We start from the raw sequence: 21,374 nt of genomic DNA on the forward strand, positions 1-21,374 counted from the left end.
AGGCTTCGCATACAGCGCGGGACTTATAGCTCCCCGAACCCCTCAATAGTTAAATGCGATTTAGCATGGTCTGACGATAGGCCAGCACTTGAGCAGGTTCGATCGGCCTCACGGCTTCATCCAGTTGCATAGTTCTCAGGGTTTGGGTAAAGACATTCACCTGATAAACCATCCGATTGTTGACATCGAGTCCCGTTAGCCAGCCACTTTTGGGATGATAAGCTCCAGTATCAATATCTAACCAACCACGGCCCTGAGCCAACTCTCCAGGAGCCACTTTAGGTAAGGTGAAGGTAATGGTATGCCCGGTAATAATCAGCTTGTCGGGAAAGTAGGGGCGAGAAATGCTGTGAAACTCGTCCCGAATCCAGCAAAATTCCTGACTGGACTGGACCTCCAGGGGAAGCAGGGGATGCACTCCAGCATGAACCAGCCACAAGTCGCCCAAATCCAGATAGGTTGGCAATGTTTTCAACCAATCCAGGTGATCTAACAGCTTACTGGTATCTCCGTAGCTGGCTATTGTGGCTCGACCGCCGCTGTATAACCATGCCTGTAAAGCCGGAGTAAAAGGCCGTCCGCTGGGAAAGGCATCAATCATTAACTGTTCGTGGTTGCCCAAGATACACTGGTGATGGTTTTGTTGCACAAACTGAACCACTTGAGCACTATCTGGACCGCGATCGATCAAATCTCCCAAAAAGTAGACCTGATCTGCTTTACTGGGCGCGATCGCCTCTAAAAGCGCCATCAGTCCCTGGTAATGCCCATGAACGTCGCCAATGATGATGCGACGATGATGTAATTCCCCCATGCGATCGCTGTGCCCCTTAAACGGCTGTAAGCCAGATGCGTAATGGCCGTGCATCAAATGATACTGTTACCACAGTGCTTCTGAACACTTATGTTCATTATGCCCTCATTCTCTGAGCCGCTCCCATTGACTGTCTTAAACCTTACAGTCTGATGGAGAAACTTCACTCAGGCTTTAATGGCTACAGCATCGATGTAAGCCGCATTAAGTGATTCAGGACTAAACAGGTCGGTGGAAATAAACGCTGATTAAAATGTCCCTGGGCATTTGCCATTTGTCCTTGGTGAACAGTGGTGAACAGTCGCTCCTCAACGATCAATGACTGATAAGCAACCTACCAGAATGCCAGATATGCGATCGTTTACCAAAAGTAAAGTTTTTGTAATAAAGTGTCAGGGCGATCGCTTACAATCACTGCCACGTAAAGAGACATGAAGTGCGACCCATAGATTGACCGCTATCGTCTAGAGTCCGGATAGGGGTTCACTCACCAACTTGAAGGACCATCATGACTCCCAAAATTCCCAATCGGACTGTGTGGCAGCAGGCAGAGGTGCTGATGCAGCCTGCATTTATCCGACTGATCGCGAACATCACTCAGCAACTGGAACAGTCCAATTGGCGGGGAGACTATGAGGATATCCAGATGTGGCCGGAGGGAACCAGTGAAACCGATAAGATGCTGGTGGCTAACTTGCGATCGCAATTAGAAACTGCGTCTCCGGCAGAAGTGGATGACATTACCCAATCGTTGGCCCAACTGCCCACTCCTTTTCCGGGCTATCAATTACGTCTTTCCAGGGGCGATCGTCAGATCAGCCTTGATTTGTGGGATCTGTGTTATCGGATTTGTTTTCAGGACTATGATTCTGTCAGTGGTACGTCTCATGTCGTTGACGAGGCGATCGGTGACAGTGTAGCCATTGATCCCAGCCTGTTTGATGAAACCGGGGACGTAGACTGGCATCAGCTGGATGACAAAACCAAACAACTGGTGAATCACATCTTTGCCAATCTGCCTGCTTGAGTGGATGAATCTAAAAACCCTGCTGGAGCAGAACCGCACCATTCGGGTCATTGGTTTTGATGATGCGCCCTTTATCCGTTGTGCCAATCATCCAGTTCCTGTGGCTGGTGTGGTCTGTGCCGGAACCCGATTTGAAGGCATGGTCTGGGGGCAGGTAACTCCCGATGGCTGGGATGCCACCGAGGTGCTTTGCGATTTGTTGCTGCCCAGCAAATTTCTGGCTCAAGTCCATCTGGTGCTGCTGGATGGCATTTCTCTGGCCGGATTCAATATTGTGAATCTGCCCCTGTTGGCAGAAAAACTGCAACGCCCCTGCGTCACCGTGATGCGCAGATACCCCAATATGCAAGCCGTGGAATATGCGATTCGTCGTCTCCCCAATCCGGAGCAGCGACTGGCTTTGATCCAGCAGGCGGGGTTGATTTACAAGGATCCCCCGTTTTACTTTCAGGTGTCGGGGAGCCAGCCAGAGATCGTCGCGAAAGCATTAAGACGATTGACTGACTGTGGCAATGTTCCCGAAGCGTTACGAGTGGCTCATCTGATCACATCTGCTGTTGTCAAAGGTGAAAGTGGCCGTCAGGCTTAGGGCGATTTCCTAAAATCAGACAGTATGGTGTGTGGGCTGAACACTGAAAACCTGTCGGCCAAAACGATGGCATTGAATGAATGGGATTGTCCTTGAATGATTGATGCAAAAAGGTGGGTTCCTCAATTGACCGAAGACGGTTCTTTTACCTTTTTCTCGGAGGAGTTTGGAGAAGCGTTTCACAGTCGGTATGGCGCTAAAGGAGAAGCGTTTCAAAAATTTGCTCAGGCCACTGATCTGGCTGCCAGAGCGCAAGGGGATTGTCTCTGCCTGCTGGATGTGTGTTATGGATTGGGATACAATACAGCCGCGGCTCTGGAAATGATTTGGAGTGTCAATCCGCAGTGTCAGGTAACGGTGGTTGGACTGGAGTTAGACGAAACGGTTCCACGCGCTGCGATCGCCCCTCCCCTAATTGAAATCTGGTCGCCACAAGTCCAGAAGGTGTTGAAGGAAATTGCCCAGCACCATCACGATCAGGATGCTTACCTGACCGCAACGTTGTTGATCGGAGATGCCCGTCAAACCCTTCAAATGCTCTGTCAACAGAACTTTCAAGCAGATGCAATTTTTTTCGATCCGTTTTCGCCGCGTCGGTGTCCCCAACTCTGGACGGTGGAGTTTTTCCAGCTCGTCAGCCGTTGTTTAGCACCAACGGGCAAATTGGCGACCTATTCCCGATCGGCGGCGGTGCGATCGGCCATGCTAGCTGCAGGATTACAGATTGGAACAATTCCGTTGGGGCCAGTTCACCTTCCCCACGAGTGGTCACAGGGAACGGTCGGCAGTTTTGATGCGACCACTTTGCATCCCCTGTCTCAGATGGAGCAGGAACATTTAAAGACTCGTGCTGCTATCCCTTACCGCGATCCCAGCTTAAGGGATAGTGCAGAGGTAATTCACCAACGCCATCACCAGGAGCAACAGCAGTCCAATCGAGAATCTACCTCTAGTTGGCGGCGGCGCTGGGATATTCATTAACGGACTGTAAGGGCGAGTTTTGCCATTGATTGAGAGCAAGACAGCAAGGTTATTTGCCAAACCCGCCCCTACAACGGTTGGGCTTACATCATACCCATGCCACCCATACCGCCCATGCCGCCCATACCACCGTCAGCAGGCATTGGAGGTTTCTTCTCAGGTTTTTCGACAATCAGGGCTTCGGTGGTGAGCACCATACCTGCGATCGAACCCGCATCTTGCAATGCCGATCGCACAACTTTCGCGGGGTCGACAATGCCTGCCGTCACCATATTTTCAAACTGGTTGGTGAGAGCGTTATAACCCGTGTTGAAATCCATGCTCCGCACTTTTTCCACAATTACGGAACCTTCGACCCCAGCATTGTCGGCAATCTGACACAAGGGAGCTGCCAGGGACTTGACCACAATGTCAGCGCCAATTTGTTCTTCAAGGGACAAACTGCTCTTAATTTCCTCCACCTTGGGAGCCAGGTGAATCAGAGTGACTCCCCCACCGGGAACAATCCCTTCTTCCACAGCAGCCTTGGTAGCATTCAGGGCATCTTCAATCCGCAGTTTGCGATCTTTCAATTCAGTTTCGGTGGCGGCTCCCACTTTGATCACCGCTACACCGCCTGATAACTTGGCGATTCGCTCTTGCAGCTTCTCTTTATCGTATTCCGAGTCAGAGCGTTCTAATTCTTGCCGCAGTTGAGCGATGCGCTTTTCGATATCGGTAGAGTTTTCTTGCGCCGAAACGATCGTCGTTGCATCCTTAGTAATCGTGACCTTACGCGCCTTGCCCAGCATATCCAGCGTCACTGTATCCAGGCTGAGGCCAATTTCTTCTGACACGACCTGGCCACCTGTTAGAACTGCAATATCTTGCAGCATAGCTTTCCGACGTTCGCCAAATCCTGGTGCTTTCACGGCTACAACGGACAGTACGCCCCGCAGTCGGTTCACCACTAACGTAGCCAGAGCTTCCCCTTCAATATCTTCTGCCATCACCAATAGAGGTTGACCTGCACGAGCCACACGCTCCAGTACGGGCACCAGATCTTGAATCGAGGTAATTTTCTTGTCAGTCAGCAGAATCAGCATGTTTTCATATTCGGCAATCATGCGTTCTGCATCGGTGACAAAGTAGGGGGAGATGTAGCCGCGATCGATCTGCATCCCTTCAACAATTTCCAGTTCCGTTGCCAGAGACTTGGATTCTTCTACGGTGATTACGCCGTCGCGTCCCACTTTATCCATTGCTGCTGCAATCATGGCTCCGACTTCTTCATCGTTGCCGGAAGAAACTGTTGCTACCTGAGCAATTTCATTCCCTTCTACGGGTCTGGCGATCGCCTTAATTTCATCCAGCAGTTTCGCCACCGCTTTCTCAATCCCCCGCCGCAGCGCCACCGGATTCGTCCCCGCCGCCACGTTTTTCAGTCCTTCGTGAATCATGGCTTGAGCCAGTACGGTAGCAGTGGTTGTTCCGTCTCCAGCCATATCTTTCGTCTTCGAGGCGACCTCTTGAATCAGTCGTGCACCCGTGTTTTCCAGCGGATCTTCCAGTTCAATTTCTTTGGCGATCGTGATCCCATCATTCACAATCTGAGGTGCGCCAAATTTCTTTTCTAACAGCACATTGCGACCTCTAGGCCCAAGAGTAACCCGCACCGCATCGGCCAGGGCATTCACGCCACGTTCTAACGCCTGCCGAGATTCTTCATCAAAAACAACAATCTTAGCCATAATCTACACGCACAGATGTCCACATTGAATTTAGCACTCAAAGACTAGGAGTGCTAAAAAATTTCCTTACTCAAGAACCATCGATTCCTTAAGCGACGAGCGGCTGACAGATCGCATCCCGGAGGGCTACTTCCAGAGCCAGGGTGTCTTGAATACCCTGCTGCATAACTTGCCGGATGGTCATGCCCTGGTTATAGGCCTTGAGCCACCGTTGGGCTTCGTTGCCATCCCGCAATATTTTCTTCGCGGGAGGTAAGAAACAGCTAAAGCCCTGTTGCCTGGCGATCGGCCAGACCTCCTGATAAAGCTGCTCAATCCAGTCTCTAGCTAAGATTGGACTGCCATCTTTCCAGTGGTGTAATTCCGCATCCAGGCTTTGTTTTGCCACAGCGATTTCGTTGGCATCCGTCAGGGCCACCAGTTCTTCACTGGACAATTCACTCAGGATCAACGGGTCCAGGGATGGCAGCGCCATCATTTGCAAGAGGCGGGCCTCTAGCAGCGCAGTAATAGCCAATAGGGCTACCGGATCAACTACTAAATCACAGATTCGCAGTTCCAGGCGGTTCAAACTATAGGGACGACGATCGCCGTTGGGCCGCACCGATGACCACAGATGACGAACATTTTGCATTGTGCCTAACGCCAATTGTTCCTCTGTCCAGCGAATAAAGTGGGTGTGACTGTCAAACAGGGGAACATACTGAGGCGTTTTGGGGAACATACGCCAGCGGGTGGAATGAGATCCCGTCACCTGTTCCGCTAAAAATGGGGAAGCGGCACTCAGCGCCAGATATAACGGAGCTTCCACCCGCACCAGACGGCAGGCTTGGATTAATACCTCCGGGTTGCTGATACCCACGTTAATGTGAATGCTCGCCGTGACAACCTTGGTGCCGTAGGTTTGCTCAATATAGGTGTGGTAAGGATTGCCGGGATCAGAACGGTAAAACTGATGGGCATCTCCCAGGGCGATCGTGCTGCCAGGACTGAGCGTATAGTCACCTAATTCTTTCAGGTACTGGCGCAGACGGTAGCGGGGTTGTAGCAGATCGCACAATAATCGTTCATACCGATAGCAGGGGGGCGTTGTGTATTCCACATTGCGGCTATCGGGTTCGCGTACAAACCCATCTAATGCCGCCACAATTTTGTCGGACAGTCCAACAACATCGCCCTCAGGGGTACAAGTATAGATCTCAACTTCAAATCCTTTGGATAGCACGGCTTTTCCTCCCTGAAGATAGCGGCTGTTCTTTTCCAGTATGGGGGAAAAGGGAAACGTCGAGGTCTATCAAAATGTTGCTTTCTCGGTAAGGTACTGGCAGCAAGTCGAAGATCATCGCCTTTCACTCAATTCAAGGGATGTACGCCAATGAATTGTGCAAATTGAAACCCAATACTGTTGAACACTTTAACGAGATACTGTTGAAGTGGATCAATGTCTGGTGCTAATGGATCAAAAAATTATTGGCTGGTTGTAACCTCAATGCTAAAAAGCGGTAAGCAAAGTAATCGGCCATATTTGTTGGATATGAAACGACACAAACATTCACCTCACCCGCTGCATCGGGCTAGAGATTGGTCATGGCCCTTCTGGCCTCTGGTGCCCCTCTATCCCCATGGTAAACGGCGGACGGTTTGCCGGGAAATTGTAGAAGACTGGATCTGGAGCTTTGACCAATTGCAAGGTCTGCTATATGCCGTCGTGCCGATTCGCATGACAGTGATCCGACTGGAAGCTGGGGGATTGCTGGTGTATGCGCCGATCGCTTCTACCCGGGAATGCCTCCGCGAAGTAGAAGCCCTAGTTGCCAAATATGGGCCTGTGAAATACATCATTTTGCCCACCAGTTCGGGGTTGGAACACAAAGTCTTCGTGGGGCCATTTGCCCGTCGGTTTCCCCAGGCTCAGGTCTATGTTGCTCCCCATCAGTGGAGCTACCCGTTTAATCTGCCGCTCCGTTGGCTGGGATTTCCGGCTAAACGAACCCAAGAATTACCGGAAGACAACCATCAGGTTCCGTTTGCCAATGAATTTGACTACGCAGTACTGGATATCAATCTGGGACGTGGATCCTTTGCAGAAGTAGCCCTGTTTCATCGCCGATCGCACACCTTACTGCTGACCGACTCCATTCTGTCCATTCCAGAGGAACCGCCTGCGATCGTGCAACTGGATCCCTATCCGTTGCTGTTTCATGCCCGTGACTCAGCGCTGGAACCGATCGTCGATACGCCTGAAAATCGCCGCCAAGGATGGCAGCGGATTGCCCTATTTGCCATCTATTTTCGTCCCAGTACGGTAGAACGTCTGAGCTTGAAGCAATCGTTGCAGAATTTGCTACGGGCCAGCGATCGCTCCCTCAAAGCCTACTTGGGCTTCATGCCGTGGCGCTGGCAGGAAAACTGGCATCAATCCTTTGAAGCCTTGCGGGGACAGGGCCGTCCTTTTGTGGCTCCGATTCTGCAAATTCTGATTCTGGTTCAGGCTCCCCAGCAGGTTCTGGAATGGTGCGATCGGGTGGCCCAGTGGGATTTTCACCAGATCATTCCCTGCCATTTCGAGGCCCCCATTGCTGCTACCCCTGCTGAATTTCGGCAAGCCTTTGCCTTTCTGGAGGAAGCATCTGATGTCCATAGCCAGCCCTTTCCCCTGACAGAGCAAGACTTTGCCTTTCTGAAAGAACTGGAAGCCACCTTAATCCGCTATGGCATCGCCACACCCGCTAAATACAAGCAGTAGTGTGTTAGCATCGCGTAACCCAGATTTTCCAGCCATAAGCGACCTGGAATGCGGTACGGCGATCACCCAACTCATCCTACAAAGCTACGGGGTATTGTGGAGAAATTCTCGATTCGAGGAGCGAGAGGGATCATAACCTTCATTCCGGACTCGACGACGGAGATCGCCAGCATCGGGAGAGGCTTTCACCGCTTCATCTGGACTGATCTTGCCCAACAGCACCAAATCGCAGAGCACCTGATTCATCACCTGCATCCCTTCGTTGGCTCCGGTTTCCATCAACTGGAAGGCTTCTGCCTCATTCCCCTTCAGCAGGTAATCGGCCATTGCAGGCGTGTTGATCAGAATTTCATGAGCCGCTGTACGTCGTCCATCCGTTGTCGGAATCAGCATTTGCGCCACAACTGCAATCAGGGATTCCGTAATCTGGATCCGCATGGCGGGCTGCTCATCCGGGTTGTAAATGTTCAGCAGACGGTTGAGCGCGTTGATGGCATTGCGGGTATGCAGGGTTCCCAAAACCAAGTGCCCCGTTTGCGCTGCTTTCAGGGCTGTATCGACCGTGATGCGATCGCGCATTTCCCCGATTAGAATCACATCCGGGTCTTCCCGTAACACCGATCGCAGCGCACTCTGGAATTCCAGTGTATGCAATCCCACTTCCCGCTGGCTGATCAAACACTTGTTAGAAGTGTGGACATATTCAATTGGATCTTCGATCGTCACGACATGGCGGGTGCTCGTCTCATTCATGTGCCGGATCATGGCCGCCAGCGTAGTCGATTTCCCGGATCCGGTCGGGCCTGTAACCAGAATCAACCCCTGGGATTGACCCGAGAGGTACTTCAGTACTTCGGGTAACCCCAGCCCATCAATGGAAGGAACTTCCAGAGAAATTAAGCGGAGCACGATCGCGCCGCCCGTGAGGGAGTCAAAACAATTCACCCGGCAACGAACCAGGCCAGGATAAAAAATGGCTGTATCCAACTCCTTATTAGCGGCAAATAACTGGCGCTGGTGAGGAGTCAGAATTTCCGCCAGATATTGCTCAAATAGCTGCGGCGTAACCTTTACCTGATCGCGCAGTTGTACCATTTGACCCTGAATTCGATATCTGGGAACTTCACCAACTCGAATATGAATATCAGAAGCCTGACGGGTAAAGGCATCCCGTACCATTTGCTCAATTGTATTTCTCGGTTTAGCTACTACCGCTGGGGTAGGTGCCGGAGGCGGAGGAGGCACGGGCATTGAGCCTTCATTGTGTCGAGGTGTGGCGGAACTGGTCATGGGTGCCTCCCTGGAATCACGCATCGGAAAAGTTATTAAGCTCTAGCAGCGAAGGAATTGTCAGTAGACTGTCAGTAGAATTATGGGAAAACTAGCGTTGAGATAGGGCGCTGGCCCGACCTAAGATGCTGATGAAATTAATCAAATTAATCACATTATTATAAGGGCTTTATTTTAATTCCACCTATTGGATCGGTTTGTCTGCGTAAGAGTTCTGATCTTTCGTCGCCTACAGTTTTAAGGTTTTCACCTGCTTTTTTACAAAAAAGAGAAAAGTTAAAGTTTTTGTAAAGAGTTCTTATATTTGGGAACCTTGAGCGTGGGGAATTTTATTCATCTATGAGACTGAGTCAGCGGATAGCAGCCTGGTTAGAAACTCACTGGGTCACTCCTGCCTATAGTGGCTGGCTTCTGGGTGGGCTGTCCCTCTTTTTCTTTATTGCAGCAACCAACACTCTATCTGGTTGGCTCTATGTCATCAGCGGGGTGGGAATTGCCTTGCTGGCGATCGCGGCCCTGTTACCGGAACGGATGCTGCGCTCGCTCTCGGTGTGGCGAGTGCCCATCCATCCGGTCAGTGCGGGTGATCAGGTAATGGTGGAACTGGTCATCGAAAACCACAGTTCCCAGCCTAAATCTCTGTTGCAAATTCAGGATTATCTGCCGGCATCGTTGGGTTCAACTGCCCAACACGCTATTGAGATCATTCCGGCCCACAGCACACATCACTGGATCGGCAGCTACCTAGCGGCAAAACGGGGCATTTATCGCTGGCAGCAGGTTGATTTAAGAACAGGGGCTCCCCTGGGGCTGTTCTGGTGTCGTCGATCGCGAGTGGCCAAAGCAACGGCGATCGTCTACCCTACGGTATTGCCCCTGCTTCAGTGTCCCCTGATTGATCAAATGGGACGGGATCAGAGTTTGTTGATGAACAGCGATCGTCGCACCCAGGCTGCCACCGAGGGATTGACCCGATCTTTGCGTCCTTACCGCTGGGGCGATCCGATTCGTCTGGTACACTGGCGGACAAGCGCTCGCTATGGTGATTTGCGAGTCAGAGAATTAGAAGTATTTACCGGAGGTCAGGAATTAATCATTGCGCTGGACAGCGATCGGGCCTGGATTTCCACATCCGAAATCGAGCCAACGGGAGACAATGCAACGGTAGACGAATTCGAACAGGCGGTGATTGCAGCGGCCTCCCTCTATTTCTATGCCTGCCGCCAGAACCTCCATGTCCAGCTTTGGACAGCTACAACCGGGTTAATTCATGGCAATCAAGTCATTCTAGAAGCGCTGGCTGCTGTTCAGGCTGGAGAGCAGTCCCAGACCTATTCCCTGCCTTCCTGTTCGCTCCTGTGGCTGACCCAAAATCCGGCCAGTTTGCAATTCCTTCCACCCGGTAGCCGCTGGATTCTCTGGCCAGGACAATCAGGAACGTCCCAGAGTACGGTTTCTCAAAACTTTCCAGGGGTCGGCTTGCTCATTCATGACAAGCAACCTTTGCAACTTCAGCTTCAAGCAATGCCAGGCTAAGGGGCTTGTGCGAAAATAAAATCCCTGCGATGCGTTACAGCTAACGCCGAATACATCCTACAGCCAGTACATGATTTAACGGCAAATCCCTAAGTCTGATGGAGGTCTGAGACTATCTCAACCCACTACCTGACTTCTATCCCAGTATCAAACCCAGAAATACAGCTTTATGGATGACATTCCCTTAGAGTTTTGGCAGGGGGTTGAGCAATTTAACCAAGGGCAGTTTTATGCCTGTCATGACACGCTGGAAGCAATATGGATTGAAGCTCCTCAGAGCAAAAAGAATTTCTATCAGGGGATTTTGCAGATCGCGGTGGCTCTCTACCATCTCAGTAACGGGAACTGGCGAGGCTGCGTGACTCTCATGGGAGAGGGCATGAACCGTCTGCGTTCCTATGAACTTGGGTATGCCGATCTGGATCTTGAAAATTTTCTATGGCAAACCTCCCAGTTACATCAGCATCTGCAACAAATGGGGCCAGATCAACCAGATCAGATGAATGATGTGATTAGGCAACTGGGGTTGGGGAACTCCGGAACTCACCCCCCCCTTCCTCCGTCTGAAACCTTACCAACCTTACAGCTTCCCATCCTGCAAAGATTTAAGTCACCCTAGCGACTGAAGTCGCGGCTATACAAAGCAAACCTGCTGATGCAGGTTATTGAAAACCTTGATTGTATTGGGTCTGCGTCAGCAGACTTTGTTGGTGTAGTTGCGGTTTTAACCGCCGAATACTTTTCCAACGTTCTCCTAAGGTGCTTGCTATTTTCTATGCTATGACTGTCTTGTGAATCTCTTTGCTCGCTCCATGACTGATTTGTCTCTACTGCCAAAATTATTTTTTAATCGCTTGGGAACCTTGGCGATCGCACCTACAGCGTTTGTTGCCTCCCTGCTGGTTGTGGGTTTTGCTGGCTCGTCACCTACGCAGTTCAGTACAGCTCAGGCTCAAACACAGCAACCTGCTACGGTACAACGACCATTAACGCTGCGATCGGACGTTCAGGAAGCCAACTCTAAAACTGGAGTGATTACGGCTCGCGGCAACGTGCAGATTTATTATCCTGCCAGACAAATTCAAGCTACTGCAGCCCAGGCTCAATATTTCAGCCGAGAGCGCCGGATTGTCCTGAGTGGCAACGTTTACGTTCTGCAACAAGGAAATAGTTTGCGAGGCGAAACCATTACTTACTTGATTGATGAAGGACGATTTGTCGCCCTTCCCCAGGCTCCGAAACAGGTGGAAGCCATTTATCAAGTCCAGGATAATCCCGCTCCGTCTCCCTCCCCAGTCGCTTCTCCTACTCCTGTTACCCCTCCAGCCAATCCTTTTGGGCAATCCGAGTTCAGCGCCCCGACTACTCCTGCTACCAGTCCTTAGGATTTTCATCCCTCTGGGTGAGGTAGAGTATAGGAGGCTGATAAGATGATTCAGTGGCTTGTATAGGACTCGTCAACATTAGGTTGACAGGCTGCTAGCGAGGAGTAGACTGTTGAAAATTGCTCTGGAAAATATTCACAAGTCCTATGGGCCGCGGGTAGTGGTCAGTCGGGTCAGTCTTTCGGTTGCACAGGGGGAAATTGTTGGGCTACTTGGCCCCAATGGAGCGGGTAAAACAACAACCTTTTACATTGCCACAGGACTGGAGAAACCGAATCAAGGACGGGTTTGGCTCAACGATACTGAAATTACTTCCGTTCCTTTTCATAAACGAGCACGACTAGGAATTGGTTATCTAGCACAGGAACCTAGTGTCTTTCGCCATCTCACTGTCCGCGAAAATATTCTGTTAGTTATGGAGCAAACTCAAGTGCCCCAGCAGGAATGGGCAAAGCGATCGGAGTTTCTACTCAAAGAATTTCGTTTAGAGAAAGTTGCCAATACCCTGGGAATTCGAGTGTCTGGTGGAGAGCGTCGCCGCACAGAATTGGCCAGAGCACTGGCCGCAGGCATTGAAGGCCCGAAGTTCTTGTTACTGGACGAACCATTTGCTGGAGTTGATCCAATCGCTGTCGCCGACATCCAACAAATTGTCTCCCAACTCCGTGATCGCAACCTGGGCATCCTGATTACTGATCACAATGTCCGCGAAACTCTCGCCATCACTGATCGTTCCTACATCATGCGCGACGGCCAAATTCTCGCTTCCGGCAGTTCCGAAGAACTCTATAGTAACCCTCTCGTCAGACAGTATTACCTGGGCGATCGCTTCCAAATCTAACCTAATCCCCAACCCCTGACCCCCAATCCCCAATCCCTCATCCCTGATCCCCAATCTCCCATGGCCACAGGCACCTCTACCTTCGAAAAGCCTCCCTTTAATCCTCTCAACTGGCTTCCCGGTCTGTCTTTGATGGATCGCTACATCGCCGCAGAGTTGATTATGCCGTTCACCTTTGGAGTCGTGGCTTTTACGTCGATCGGCTTGTCCATTGGCGTGTTGCTGGATCTATTGCGGCGAGTTACAGAGTCTGGTTTGCCCCTCAGTATTGCCTTACAAATCCTGTTCCTGAAACTACCCTACTTTATTGGTCTGGCCTTTCCCATGTCTATGCTGCTGTCTTGCTTGATGGTGTATGGACGGCTCTCCAGCGATAGTGAGTTGATTGCGCTGCGGAGTTGTGGTGTGAGTGTTTACCGACTGGTGGCTCCGGCGATCGCGATCGGCTTAATTGTTACGGCCATTACCTTTGCCTTTAACGAAGCCGTCGTTCCAGCCGCTAACTACCAGGCTTCTCAGATTCTGGAACAGGCCATTAACAAAAATAGGCCTTCATTTACAGAGAAAAATATCTTATATCAGGAGTTTAGAAAAGTTAAACAATCCGACGGACGGAGAGAAGATGTCCTTTCTAGAACCTTCTATGCTCGTGAATTTGATGGACAGCGGATGAAAGGGCTAACCATTCTTGACTTCTCTCGGGATGGCCTCAATCAGATTGTGGCTTCAGAATCAGCTATGTGGAACGCTGAGCAGAAAACCTGGGATTTCTTCAATGGCACTATTTATCTGGTTGCTCCTGATGGTTCCTACCGCAACATTGTGCGCTTTGAGCAACAGCAACTCAAACTGCCCCGCGCTCCTCTGGATATCGCTAAAACCTCCCGCGATGCCGACGAGATGAACGTCTGGGAAATTCAAGATTATCTGCAACTGATTGAACAGAGTGGCAACCAGCGGGAAGTTCGCAAGATGCGCTTACGGCTGCAACAGAGGCTTTCCCTGCCGTTTGCCTGTCTCGCCTTTGGGATTGTCGGCGCTACGATGGGAGTCCGCCCTCAACGCACCAGTCGAGCTGCTGGCTTTGGTATCAGCTTAATCATCATCGTCTCCTATTACTTATTGATTATCTTGGGACAAGCTCTATACCAGTTCGGAGTGTTCAACGCTTTCTTTGCTGGGTGGTTGCCAACGATCGCCGCCCTCTCCGCCGGACTCTTTCTCCTGATTCGCCTGAATCGTTAAGTGGGCTATTTTCCACTGATCCCTAAATTGCCAGCCCAAACGCTCATCGGCTAGAACTGCCAGGGTCTGCACGAACGATGCTTAGAATCGATCATTTTGTGTTAGCCTAAAAAAGCTGTCTAAACACTACACATCCAGGATTTCGGGTGAATTGGACGGTTGAGGTTTGCGATCGCAGTTGCCCAACTCAAAAGCAACTCAAAACGCAACCCCTTATGTCCTGCGCAACCTGGATGGAGGATTAACCCGAAAAGGAGATCAGATCAAATATGCCAGTTGTTTCGTTGGCTCAATTACTGGAGTCAGGGGTTCACTTTGGGCACCAAACCCGCCGCTGGAACCCCAAAATGGATCCCTACATTTATACGGCTCGCAATGGGGTTCATATTATCGACCTGGTGCAAACCGCCAAGTTGATGGATGAGGCTTACAACTACGTTCGCAACGCCTCGGAGCAAGGCAAGAAGTTTTTGTTCATCGGCACCAAGCGTCAGGCTGCCGGGATTGTGGCTCAGGAAGCCAGCCGCTGCGGAGCTTACTACGTCAACCAGCGCTGGCTGGGGGGAATGCTCACCAACTGGGCAACTATCAAAACCCGTGTCGAGCGGTTGAAAGAACTGGAACGCCGGGAAGAAACAGGGGCACTTGACCTGTTGCCCAAAAAAGAAGCGTCCATGCTGCGGCGAGAGCTGGAGAAACTGCAGAAGTACCTGGGCGGGATCAAAGCCATGCGGAAAATCCCCGACGTGGTAGTGATTGTGGATCAACGTCGAGAATACAACGCGGTTCAGGAATGCCAGAAGCTGGGAATTCCGATCGTGTCCCTTCTGGATACCAACTGCGATCCTGATGTGGTCGATGTTCCCATTCCTGCCAACGATGATGCGATTCGTTCCATTAAGCTCATCTTGGGTAGGCTGGCCGATGCAATCTACGAGGGTCGTCATGGTCAGCTTGAAACTGAGGACGATTACGAAGATTACGAGGGCGCAGAAGAGGAATACGACTACGACGATAGCGATTCCTATATCGAAGACGACGAAGACACGGAAGAATAGTAATAGTGATAAGTTTTAAGTTTTGAGTTTTAAGTTGTTATTGATTACTTAAAACTTAAAACTTGAAATCCAAGACTTTCCACAGTTAGGAGCAAGGGCACATGGCGGATATTTCAGCAAAGGCTGTCAAGGAACTGCGCGACAAAACGGGCGCAGGGATGATGGATTGTAAGAAAGCCCTGCAAGAAAATGAGGGCAACATTGAAAAAGCGATCGAATGGTTGCGGAAGAAAGGTATTGCTTCAGCCGACAAGAAGGCTGGCAAGGTTGCAGCCGAAGGTCTGGTAGACAGTTACATTCACATCGGTGGCCGGATTGGGGTGCTGGTGGAAGTCAACTGTCAGACGGACTTTGTAGCTCGAAATGAAGACTTCAAGGCGCTGGTTAGCAACATTGCCAAACAGGTTGCTGCCTGTCCCAATGTGGAATACGTGAAGGTGAGCGACATTCCTGCTGAGGTGGCCGAAAAAGAAAAGGCGATCGAAATGGGCAAGGATGACCTGGCTGGTAAACCAGACAACATCAAAGAAAAAATTGTTCAGGGACGGATTGACAAGCGCCTGAAGGAAATGTGCTTGCTGGATCAGCCTTACATTAAGGACTCTACCATTACGGTTGAGGAACTGGTGAAGCAGCACGTTGCCAAACTGGGTGAAAACATTCAGGTGCGCCGTTTCGTCCGGTTCAATCTGGGTGAAGGCATTGAAAAGGAAGAAACCGATTTTGCGGCAGAAGTGGCGGCTCAAATGGGAGTAGCAACTCCGCAGCAGGAAGAAGCACCAAAGGCAGCGGAACCTGCTCCAGCCGCCGAACTTCCAGCAGCCCCAGCCGCAACAGCCGTAGCTACGGAAGCCCCCAAAGAGGAATCGAAGGCCGACAAGAAAGGCTTCAAGAAGGATGCCAAGAAAGACGGCAAGAAGGGCAAGAAATAATTCTGCCGACCTCACAAAACTCTTGTAGGGACAGGTTTTGTCATTCAGTTACGAATGAAGCAGCAAACCTATGTAGGTTGGGTTAAACCATGAAATCCAACGCTTTAGAAAAGTTGAACTGCGTACGTCAACTCAGTCAACCTGCGAAAGTTTGAATTAAGAGTTTGAATTAATTGACGGGCAGTCTTCTGGGCTGCCTTATTTATTGCTGGGTACGGAGATGCCCTGATTCAGGTAGATTTAGAGTATTGCAGTACTTTTGCCCCAAAAATCAGCGCTGCTCTAGCGAGGGACTGGAATGTTTACTTCACCGACTGAAGATTTGACGATATTGACGGTAGCCTTTGGGATTGGCATCTTAGCCTGGGGTTTTTTTCGGGCAAAACCCTTTGGCAAGTTAGGAATTTTAGCCTGGTTACAGTCCGTAGTCCTGATGATTCCCTGGCTGATTGTGTTTGGCCTGGCGGCAGCAGGATTGATGCTAAATCTGGTGATAATCCTGTTGCTGCTGGTCATCTCAACGATCGCCTATATCCTTCTGGGCAATCAGGTACGATCGCTCAAAGAAGCCACTTTACAATCCCGGCGGGCTGCCGCGATCGCCGAATCCCAATCTTCATCGTCAGACGCTCCCCCTTCAGAAGCCAAATCCCCTGAATCTACCCTCGCTCCCCAGTCCCCACTTCCCACTTCCTCTAGTACAGAAGAACCGGAAGTGGTTCCCATCCCTACCGAAGACCTGAAGGCTATTCAAGGTATTTTCGGAATTGATACCTTTTTTGCCACTGAAACCATACCCTATCAGGAAGGGGCCATCTTCCGGGGCAACCTGCGCAGCGACCCAGAGGAAGCCTACACCCGCCTATCGACCAGTTTGAAAGAACGATTGGGCGATCGCTATCGGCTGTTCCTCGTTGAGAACCAGGATAAAAAACCTGTGATCATCGTCTTACCTAGCAGCCGAGATCCGCAACCCATGACCCTGGTTCAGAAAATTCTAGCGGTGGTGCTACTGGTTGTGACGATCGGGTCTTGCCTGGAAAGTGCGGGCTTCATGCTAGGGTTTGATGTCCTTGCGGCTGCAAATCGTCTCCCAGAAGCTGTACCTCTGGCGGCAGGCATCATTGCAATTCTGGCAGCTCATGAAATTGGTCATTGGATCATGGCCAGTCGGCATCAGGTGCGCCTGAGTTGGCCGTTTTTCATTCCCACGATCCAGATTGGTTCCTTCGGTGCTCTGACTCGCTTTGAGTCAGTCTTGCCCAACCGGAGTGTATTGTTCGATGTGGCTTTTGCTGGCCCCGCTGCAGGGGGAGCCGTTTCCCTAGTAATGCTGATCAGTGGATTACTGCTATCCCATCAAGGGAGTTTGTTTCAATTACCTTCTCAATTTTTACAAGGTTCGATTCTGGTGGGAACTTTGGCCCGTGTCGTCTTAAAGGAGTCTTTGCAACAGCCTCTAGTGGATGTGCATCCTTTAGTTGTGCTGGGCTGGTTGGGACTGGTAATTACTGCCCTGAATCTGATGCCTGCAGGTCAACTAGATGGAGGCCGGATTGTGCAGGCGATTTATGGTCGCAAGATTGCTGCCCGGACGACGATCGGTACCCTGATTCTGTTAGGACTGGCTTCCCTGGTCAATCCTTTGGCTTTGTACTGGGCGATTCTCATCCTGTTTTTACAGCGCGACCTGGAACGTCCCAGCTTGAATGAATTGACTGAGCCGGACGATGCCAGAGCCGCCTTAGGATTGCTGGCCTTATTTTTGATGGTGGTGACGCTTCTGCCCTTAACTCCCAGTCTGGCAGGACGCTTAGGAATTGGTATGTGAATACTTGATACCCACTATTTCCCTCACTCCAGAGCCGCTTCAAACTTCTGCTGTTCCCACAGGGACTGGTATAGTCCTCCCTGGGTCAGCAGATCTTCGTGGGTGCCTGATTCTACAATCCGCCCCTGATCCATTACCAAAATCCGATCGGTTGTGGCAGCGGCAGACATCTGGTGAGAGATGAAGAGAACCGTTTTGCGATCGGTGCCCTGGGATAAATTCTTCAGGATTTGGGTGGCGGTCTGGTTATCGACGCTGGAGAGGGCATCATCCAGAATCAAAATTGGGGCATCAACCAGCAGGGCACGAGCCAGGGCAGTTCGTTGACGTTGGCCACCGGATAGGGTAATCCCCCGTTCGCCCACTAACGTATCGTACTGCTGGGGAAAATTCAGAATTTCATCGTGGATTTGGGCCTGTTGCGCCGCTCGAATCACCAGTTCATCTGTAGCCTGGGGAGCACCATAGCGGATGTTGTTGCGAATGCTGGTGCTGAACAGGAAGCTCTCTTGAGGCACGTAGGCGATCGCACCGCGCAAATCCTCTAAGCGCAGGGTCGTGATGTCGTACTCATCCAGAAAAAGTTGACCGGGAGCAATTTCTAGCAAGCGAGGCAAGGCGTTGGCCAGGGTAGATTTCCCAGCACCGATCGGCCCCACAATTGCGATCGTTTCCTGGGGATAGATGGTGAACTGGAGATGATCCAAGGCAGGATGGGGGGGGGCATTACCATTCAGCGAAGGATAGGCAAAGGTTAGCTGACGAGCGGTGATTTTTCCCTGCACCTGCGATCGGGGGAGGGCAATCGCGTCGGGAGCATCGGCAATTTTCGGTTGTACTGTCAAAATGGTTTCAATCCGATCAATGCTGACTTCACCCCGTTGATAAGCGGTAATCGTAAATCCCAGTAATGCGGTCGGAAACACCAACCGTTCCACATACAGCAACAAGGCGACAAAATCGCCAACAGTAATTGATCCCTGATTGATCGATCCCATGCCAAACCAGAGGACAATCAACAGGCTGATGCTGGCCAGTCCTCGCAGTGAGGAAAACAAAATGGTACGAGTTTTTGCCAGGGTAAGATTGGCATCCAGTAATTGGTGATTCAGGCGATGAAAGGCTCGTCGTTCGTTTTCTTCCTGGGCGTAAATTTTGACCAGGGAAATGCCGCTCATGTCTTCCTGGATCAATTCGCTGATGTTGGATAATTCTTCCTGCACATCTTGTTGCTGCTGGCGCAATTGATTACTGGACAGCACTACTACGATCATCATCAACGGATACACGGCCAGCGAGAGCAGACTCAGTTTCCAGTCGATTGCCAGCATCACAGGCAACGTCAGGCCATAGGCAAACAGCATGTTGGCCAAACTCAGCACCGCAAATCCCAGCAGTCGTCGAATGTTATCCACATCGCTGGTGGCCCGGTTGATCAAATCTCCCACAGTATTGATCGCGAAGTAGGAAGGTTCCAGCGTCAGCAGGTGATTAAAGATCGTCTGTTTTAGATCAAACTCTACCTGGCGACCCACCCCAAACAGCCAGATTCGGGAGGCCATTCGCATCACCCACATGATAGAGGCCAGTACCAGCACCAGGATCACGTAATACAGCACCTGGTTGAAGTCAAAGGAAGCCTGGAGGCGATCGATCGCATCTCGAATTTGCAGTGGGATATACATACCCAACAAATTCACAATGAACAATGCACCAATTCCCAGGACTGCTTTACGCCAGTGGGGCCGCAGATACTCCCCTAACTTCCGTAACCGAGAGGGTCGAGCCATTCGTCGTTAATCACCGTTCAATAGGAGGCCTTACCATCCTAATCGAATTAAGGCCTAGGGCGATTGAGGAGAGTTGAGTTATCCCTCTAGAGGCAGAGAAAACCTTACTGCAATTCTTCAGAGGTAGAAGTAGGGGCGGTGGGAGTGCCAGTGGGAATTGGAATTGGTGTAGGAATCGGAGTGGAACCAGGGGTAGGGGTAAGCGTGGGGATCGGAATTGGCGTAGTCGTAGCAGGAGGAGCAGGAGTGAGGGAAGGAGTCTGATTGGGAGTTGTGGGGCAGGTCTGAATCTCTCCACGGGATCTGAAGGGCCGGATCCAGCGGCGCAGGAAATAATAGAACGAATTGAGATATTCCTGATATGCCTGGGAACTGATATAAAAGGCTTCTGCCGATGGGAGAATGTCTGTGACTTGAAAATCCCGTTCTACCAGATCACGTCCCTGCAAAATGCCTCTCAGTCGATCGGGGCTGGGAACGGTAAGAAAATCCGTCGGGCGTACAACGATACAATCCTCGCTAAATACTTCTTCAAAGGTCAGTGCGGCCCGGTTCATATTCAGAGCAGAGGCAACCAGGATTAATTGCCTGCCGTAATTAATTCCCTGATCGCGCAGCAATTTTTGCACATTGACGGCACTACTGCGGATATTGTACTCTTCTCGATCTTGAATTATGGCATTGTCAGGAATTCCAAAGGTTTGAGTCAACATGGTTTGAATATCTTGAGCCTCAGAAATTTCTTCCCAGGTTTCTCCTTCGTGTTTTTTGCGATCGTAGCGGCGACCTGCACTGATCATGATCAGCGGATTGCGTCCAGTAGATTCCTGATATAGTTTTGCCGCATAAACAATTCGGTTCCCATGAGCCGTCATTTGCACAGGTAACTGACTGAGTACCTGATATTGGACTTCGCTAACTGGACGAGCAACTTTGGGAGGGGTTTCCGGTAGGCGGCAGGGAGGCTGACAATCCGCAGGACTGGTTGGGGCGGGAATAGGAACGGATTCCCGACGGGGTCTGAGTTGGAAGCGGGTTGTATTTCGCCCTAACAGCACAATCACCTGACGGGCATCTGCATCGAGTGGGGGAAGCGGGTTGATTAGCTCGATCGCCTCCATCTCCAGTTCCTGAGCTAGAAAATAGGCAATGAATGGAATACTACCCAACAGGAGCAAAATCAATATTCCCTGAATAATATATTTTGTCCATTTGCCTAGCTTGACAAATCCTGTCAGCAGCAGCAACAACAGAATAAATCCCAAACCAAAGGGAGTCAGGGGATAAGAAATAACTCGCCAGAGAATTTCCAGAACACTTCCGGGCTGGTTGATGCCTCCCTGGTAAAAGGCCGTCAGAATCACAAACAGGAATAGCAGCAGCACCAGAATGCCAAGAAATTGCTTGGACAAAACCCTTTGCAGAAAGAACCAGATCACCAACCCCACGATCAGCCAGAGAAAGACCTGGGTTAGTAGCAGAAAGATATCGGTAAGGAGTAAGACCATGAAAGGGTTCTGCTCTGGTTATCGATGGAACAAGTGTAGTTTTAAACCAAGTCCAGCTCGAGAACAGTCGT

Annotated in this window: 18 protein-coding genes; 12 read left to right on the forward strand and 6 right to left on the reverse strand. The window is 50.7% G+C overall.

What is annotated here, in order from left to right; genetic code table 11:
• Positions 1-49 precede the first annotated feature (49 nt).
• On the reverse strand, positions 50-868 hold the full coding sequence (locus ACUVQO_RS04210) for a metallophosphoesterase family protein (RefSeq protein WP_445924641.1): 819 nt from the start codon (positions 866-868) through the stop codon (positions 50-52).
• Between the two features lie 454 nt (positions 869-1,322).
• Here ACUVQO_RS04210 and ACUVQO_RS04215 point away from each other — a divergent pair, with 454 nt between their 5' ends.
• The 3 genes from ACUVQO_RS04215 (at position 1,323) to ACUVQO_RS04225 (ending at position 3,411) form a co-directional block, all read left to right on the forward strand.
• Positions 1,323-1,841, forward strand: a complete 519-nt coding sequence (locus tag ACUVQO_RS04215; protein ID WP_445924642.1) for a hypothetical protein — start codon at positions 1,323-1,325, stop codon at positions 1,839-1,841.
• A 4-nt stretch (positions 1,842-1,845) separates the two neighbouring features.
• Entirely contained in the window at positions 1,846-2,430 is a 585-nt protein-coding gene (locus ACUVQO_RS04220; protein WP_445924643.1) for an endonuclease dU, read from the forward strand.
• 96 nt (positions 2,431-2,526) lie between these two features.
• Positions 2,527-3,411 (forward strand): tRNA (5-methylaminomethyl-2-thiouridine)(34)-methyltransferase MnmD, encoded by an 885-nt coding sequence (locus ACUVQO_RS04225; protein ID WP_445924644.1) that lies wholly within the window; start codon positions 2,527-2,529, stop codon positions 3,409-3,411.
• An 83-nt stretch (positions 3,412-3,494) separates the two neighbouring features.
• On the opposite strand, the gene groL is transcribed toward ACUVQO_RS04225, so the two are convergent.
• Together groL and gshA are read right to left on the reverse strand one after the other, a co-directional pair.
• Entirely contained in the window at positions 3,495-5,141 is a 1,647-nt protein-coding gene (groL, locus tag ACUVQO_RS04230; RefSeq protein WP_445924645.1) for a chaperonin GroEL, read from the reverse strand.
• Between the two features lie 88 nt (positions 5,142-5,229).
• Entirely contained in the window at positions 5,230-6,366 is a 1,137-nt protein-coding gene (gene gshA, locus ACUVQO_RS04235) for a glutamate--cysteine ligase (protein WP_445924646.1), read from the reverse strand.
• Between the two features lie 309 nt (positions 6,367-6,675).
• On the opposite strand from gshA, the gene ACUVQO_RS04240 reads away from it, so the two are divergent.
• Positions 6,676-7,887, forward strand: a complete 1,212-nt coding sequence (locus tag ACUVQO_RS04240; protein ID WP_445924647.1) for a DUF4336 domain-containing protein — start codon at positions 6,676-6,678, stop codon at positions 7,885-7,887.
• An 84-nt stretch (positions 7,888-7,971) separates the two neighbouring features.
• Here the strand turns inward: ACUVQO_RS04240 and ACUVQO_RS04245 are convergent, their stop codons facing one another.
• Entirely contained in the window at positions 7,972-9,177 is a 1,206-nt protein-coding gene (locus ACUVQO_RS04245; RefSeq protein ID WP_445924648.1) for a type IV pilus twitching motility protein PilT, read from the reverse strand.
• Positions 9,178-9,516: 339 nt separating this feature from the next.
• Here ACUVQO_RS04245 and ACUVQO_RS04250 point away from each other — a divergent pair, with 339 nt between their 5' ends.
• The 8 genes from ACUVQO_RS04250 (at position 9,517) to ACUVQO_RS04285 (ending at position 18,005) form a co-directional block, all read left to right on the forward strand.
• The gene (locus ACUVQO_RS04250) at positions 9,517-10,713 is read left to right on the forward strand and encodes a DUF58 domain-containing protein (protein WP_445924649.1); all 1,197 of its coding nucleotides are present in this window, start codon (positions 9,517-9,519) and stop codon (positions 10,711-10,713) included.
• A 169-nt stretch (positions 10,714-10,882) separates the two neighbouring features.
• Entirely contained in the window at positions 10,883-11,332 is a 450-nt protein-coding gene (locus tag ACUVQO_RS04255) for a DUF309 domain-containing protein (protein WP_445924650.1), read from the forward strand.
• A 172-nt stretch (positions 11,333-11,504) separates the two neighbouring features.
• Positions 11,505-12,098 carry an LptA/OstA family protein gene (locus ACUVQO_RS04260; protein WP_445924651.1) on the forward strand — a complete coding sequence of 198 codons (594 nt, stop codon included), beginning with the start codon at positions 11,505-11,507 and terminating at the stop codon, positions 12,096-12,098.
• A gap of 112 nt (positions 12,099-12,210) precedes the next feature.
• Positions 12,211-12,939, forward strand: a complete 729-nt coding sequence (lptB, locus tag ACUVQO_RS04265; protein WP_445924652.1) for an LPS export ABC transporter ATP-binding protein — start codon at positions 12,211-12,213, stop codon at positions 12,937-12,939.
• 60 nt (positions 12,940-12,999) lie between these two features.
• On the forward strand, positions 13,000-14,184 hold the full coding sequence (locus ACUVQO_RS04270; RefSeq protein WP_445924653.1) for an LptF/LptG family permease: 1,185 nt from the start codon (positions 13,000-13,002) through the stop codon (positions 14,182-14,184).
• A 269-nt stretch (positions 14,185-14,453) separates the two neighbouring features.
• Positions 14,454-15,242: a 30S ribosomal protein S2 gene (gene rpsB / locus ACUVQO_RS04275; protein WP_445924654.1), complete on the forward strand. Its 789-nt coding sequence runs from the start codon at positions 14,454-14,456 to the stop codon at positions 15,240-15,242.
• 101 nt (positions 15,243-15,343) lie between these two features.
• The gene (gene tsf / locus ACUVQO_RS04280; protein ID WP_445924655.1) at positions 15,344-16,174 is read left to right on the forward strand and encodes a translation elongation factor Ts; all 831 of its coding nucleotides are present in this window, start codon (positions 15,344-15,346) and stop codon (positions 16,172-16,174) included.
• Positions 16,175-16,472: 298 nt separating this feature from the next.
• The gene (locus tag ACUVQO_RS04285; protein ID WP_445924656.1) at positions 16,473-18,005 is read left to right on the forward strand and encodes a site-2 protease family protein; all 1,533 of its coding nucleotides are present in this window, start codon (positions 16,473-16,475) and stop codon (positions 18,003-18,005) included.
• A 23-nt stretch (positions 18,006-18,028) separates the two neighbouring features.
• Here ACUVQO_RS04285 and ACUVQO_RS04290 read toward each other — a convergent pair whose 3' ends face one another.
• On the reverse strand, positions 18,029-19,795 hold the full coding sequence (locus ACUVQO_RS04290) for an ABC transporter ATP-binding protein (RefSeq protein ID WP_445924657.1): 1,767 nt from the start codon (positions 19,793-19,795) through the stop codon (positions 18,029-18,031).
• A gap of 104 nt (positions 19,796-19,899) precedes the next feature.
• Complete coding sequence (locus tag ACUVQO_RS04295) at positions 19,900-21,303, reverse strand: YdcF family protein (RefSeq protein WP_445924658.1); 1,404 nt, start codon at positions 21,301-21,303, stop codon at positions 19,900-19,902.
• Positions 21,304-21,374: the final 71 nt, after the last annotated feature.

This window comes from Leptodesmis sp., from assembly GCF_052746595.1.

Excerpts from the sequence above, each read along its gene's own strand:
- ACUVQO_RS04295 (WP_445924658.1), bottom strand. The coding sequence starts at position 21,303 with ATGGTCTTACTCCTTACCGATATCTTTCTGCTACTAACCCAGGTCTTT.
- ACUVQO_RS04255 (WP_445924650.1), top strand. The coding sequence starts at position 10,883 with ATGGATGACATTCCCTTAGAGTTTTGGCAGGGGGTTGAGCAATTTAAC.
- ACUVQO_RS04250 (WP_445924649.1), top strand. The coding sequence starts at position 9,517 with ATGAGACTGAGTCAGCGGATAGCAGCCTGGTTAGAAACTCACTGGGTC.
- ACUVQO_RS04240 (WP_445924647.1), top strand. The coding sequence starts at position 6,676 with ATGAAACGACACAAACATTCACCTCACCCGCTGCATCGGGCTAGAGAT.
- ACUVQO_RS04270 (WP_445924653.1), top strand. The coding sequence starts at position 13,000 with ATGGCCACAGGCACCTCTACCTTCGAAAAGCCTCCCTTTAATCCTCTC.
- ACUVQO_RS04215 (WP_445924642.1), top strand. The coding sequence starts at position 1,323 with ATGACTCCCAAAATTCCCAATCGGACTGTGTGGCAGCAGGCAGAGGTG.
- rpsB (WP_445924654.1), top strand. The coding sequence starts at position 14,454 with ATGCCAGTTGTTTCGTTGGCTCAATTACTGGAGTCAGGGGTTCACTTT.
- ACUVQO_RS04285 (WP_445924656.1), top strand. The coding sequence starts at position 16,473 with ATGTTTACTTCACCGACTGAAGATTTGACGATATTGACGGTAGCCTTT.
- ACUVQO_RS04225 (WP_445924644.1), top strand. The coding sequence starts at position 2,527 with ATGATTGATGCAAAAAGGTGGGTTCCTCAATTGACCGAAGACGGTTCT.
- ACUVQO_RS04220 (WP_445924643.1), top strand. The coding sequence starts at position 1,846 with ATGAATCTAAAAACCCTGCTGGAGCAGAACCGCACCATTCGGGTCATT.
- ACUVQO_RS04290 (WP_445924657.1), bottom strand. The coding sequence starts at position 19,795 with ATGGCTCGACCCTCTCGGTTACGGAAGTTAGGGGAGTATCTGCGGCCC.
- tsf (WP_445924655.1), top strand. The coding sequence starts at position 15,344 with ATGGCGGATATTTCAGCAAAGGCTGTCAAGGAACTGCGCGACAAAACG.
- ACUVQO_RS04210 (WP_445924641.1), bottom strand. The coding sequence starts at position 868 with ATGCACGGCCATTACGCATCTGGCTTACAGCCGTTTAAGGGGCACAGC.
- groL (WP_445924645.1), bottom strand. The coding sequence starts at position 5,141 with ATGGCTAAGATTGTTGTTTTTGATGAAGAATCTCGGCAGGCGTTAGAA.
- ACUVQO_RS04245 (WP_445924648.1), bottom strand. The coding sequence starts at position 9,177 with ATGACCAGTTCCGCCACACCTCGACACAATGAAGGCTCAATGCCCGTG.